Source organism: Microcoleus sp. B3-D2 (assembly GCF_036705345.1).
In the GTDB taxonomy this organism is placed as follows: Bacteria; Cyanobacteriota; Cyanobacteriia; order Cyanobacteriales; family Microcoleaceae; genus Microcoleus.
Window position 1 is genome coordinate 1 of the sequence record NZ_JAUBUG010000172.1, and the last position, 2,344, is coordinate 2,344.

At 38.2% G+C, this 2,344-nt stretch carries 2 protein-coding genes; one reads left to right on the top strand and one right to left on the bottom strand.

All coding sequences use genetic code 11. The annotated features are described in order from the left end of the window. Positions 1-347: 347 nt before the first annotated feature. Positions 348-1,505, bottom strand: a complete 1,158-nt coding sequence (locus QUB14_RS28465) for a transposase (RefSeq protein ID WP_333221586.1) — start codon at positions 1,503-1,505, stop codon at positions 348-350. A 56-nt stretch (positions 1,506-1,561) separates the two neighbouring features. Here QUB14_RS28465 and QUB14_RS28470 point away from each other — a divergent pair, with 56 nt between their 5' ends. Beyond that, positions 1,562-1,969: a hypothetical protein gene (locus QUB14_RS28470; protein ID WP_333221589.1), complete on the top strand. Its 408-nt coding sequence runs from the start codon at positions 1,562-1,564 to the stop codon at positions 1,967-1,969. Positions 1,970-2,344 lie beyond the last annotated feature (375 nt).

Below are 2,344 nucleotides of genomic sequence, written 5' to 3' on the forward strand. Positions count from 1 at the left end.
TCCCTCCTTCTGTTTGGCTACTAACTTACAGAAATCTCCTTTACTAATTGTAGCACTACTTTTTGAAATTGGTATTAGAAGCATACTCGACCGAGCAACTGCACAAAGCGAGAGCTCTTCAATAGAATTCTCTATCAACTGAAAAATGGGTGCAATTGGCAAGACTTACGGCGTTGCATAATACAGGGATGATCTGCATTCACGCTTGTATCAAACAATACTCCGGACAGTTTTTAAGCAGCCAGAGTACCATAAGACAAGACTGAAGGAAGGTTAGGGTGATTTAAAATCAAATCCGGGTCTAAATCTAACTTGTCAATAAAGGTACAAAGTAGATGCTTATTGAATTATAGACGTTTATAAGAGGCCATTGAAAACACAAACGACTTGGCAGATGAATGACAACTCGATATTTGAAGTTTTGCTAAATTTAAGGCAATAAAACTGGCATTAAAATGAAAATCAAGCCCCGGTAAATGACGAGCTTGACAATCAGACAATCCCGTAAATTGCTTGGCATCACGAAAAATAAATTCGATCTGAAAACGAGCCTGATAATATTCAAGAATTTGCTCAGGTGGCAAGTGAATATCAGTGCTAAATAATAAAGCATTTTTAATTTTTCCGTTGGCTTGAACTTCAGAGATACAAGCCAAACTAATTTGGCAATTTAAACAACAACGACCCACCTCCAATGTATATAATGAAACTCCCGGTTTTAGGTCTTTAACAAACTTAAGACGACTCAAATCATGGCAGTCAACCTTACCATCATATTTACGTGGAGCTCCCAGTTTCTTTTGTTCACCTGTATAGAGATAGCGTAAGTTAGCATCAACTCTTAACTTGCCAATAAAGTTTAAATTTAACTCCCGCACAGCCTCCCAGAATTTAGAGCGGTAGTAGTAGCCATCAGCCACCAAATAACGTACAAAACTTGGGAAGAAATAACGAGTATTCTTCAAATGTTGTGCATAGTCATCAACTCTTGTGAGGTCAGACTCTGAACTTTGAGAGTCCGGTTTTTTGCAACTTTTTTTTGACCAGCAATTCTTCGGATTTTGTGGCAGTTTTTTCGCGGGCTTTATTTGAGGGCGTGATGGAGTTTGCTGTACGCTTAAGCTATAAGATAAACGACTCTCAATTTCGACAATAGAAATAACAGAAATTTCCAACCCCTGTTCCGATTTACCAGCGACACCATTATAAAAATAAGCTTTACCGTCAGTTTTTTTGCCACTTTTTCTTAAAAAATAACAATCAATAACAGCAATGACTGTGTGTTCAGGATTTAAGGCTTTTTCGAGAAAATATTGATTAAATTGTGGAAAGTTAAAGCTTTTGAGAAAGTGACGACGGTAGGTTTTTTCGCTCAAACAACTATAACGACTGAGATTCGTGAAGTTGACTTTACCATAGACGAGCAAAATAGTTGAGAATAAAGTGATTAAAAACTTCTTTTGGGGTTGACTAATCCCTGGCATTTGTTGTAAGATGGATTCCATAATATTCCTAAGGCAATCTGTTGAGCTTGTGTGTTTTTATAGCTTAACCGAAAAGAGTGCCTTTTTTTCTGTTTATTTTGGGTTCAGAGTTCACTCTCTTTTTTCGCTTCTGTGCTTTATTGCGTAAGCGTTGCTTGCCGAAGGCATCGCATCCCTCTTTAAAAAGTGTCCGGAGTATTGATCAAACAAAGTTTGTAAAAATGGTCACAGTCGCGGCAAACAAAACTACTTGTGGCGTGACTGTGGAAAGCAATTTGTTTAGATTTTATTTCGCCAAAAGATACCAAGACTCAATTAAGGAGCAATGCTTGACAATGTACGTCAATGGTCAGGGATTTGGGGCTATTGAAAGAATAACTGGAGTTAATCCTAATACAGTTATTAACAGGGTTAAACAAGGGGCTTTTTCTTTACCTGATACTCCGGATTATGAAGAACTTCCCGAAGTAGCACGGGTTAGATGAACTTCCCTGTTTTGGCGCTAAAAAAATTGTTGTGGACGGTCGGCAACAAGAGAGCCATAGGCATTTTAGCATTCGTTTTAGGAGACACAAGTGCCGAGAAATTTTAGAAGTTGTGAAAAATAGTTAGGAGAAGAGAATATTTTTTATGTGATGGATGGCTGCTATGTTTAGGATCAATTTATTAACGATTGCGACCGGGTTATCTCGAAAACATATAGGACACGAGTTGAGGGAGAAACTCGACTCAGACCTTATTTAGCCAGACTTCATCGACCTACTCTTTGCTATTCTAAGGTAAGGATTCAGGTCTAAACTTGAGGGATTAAAGATGGGGTCTGCACAGCCGAGTTAACCATTGCTTTTATAGCCTGGTCA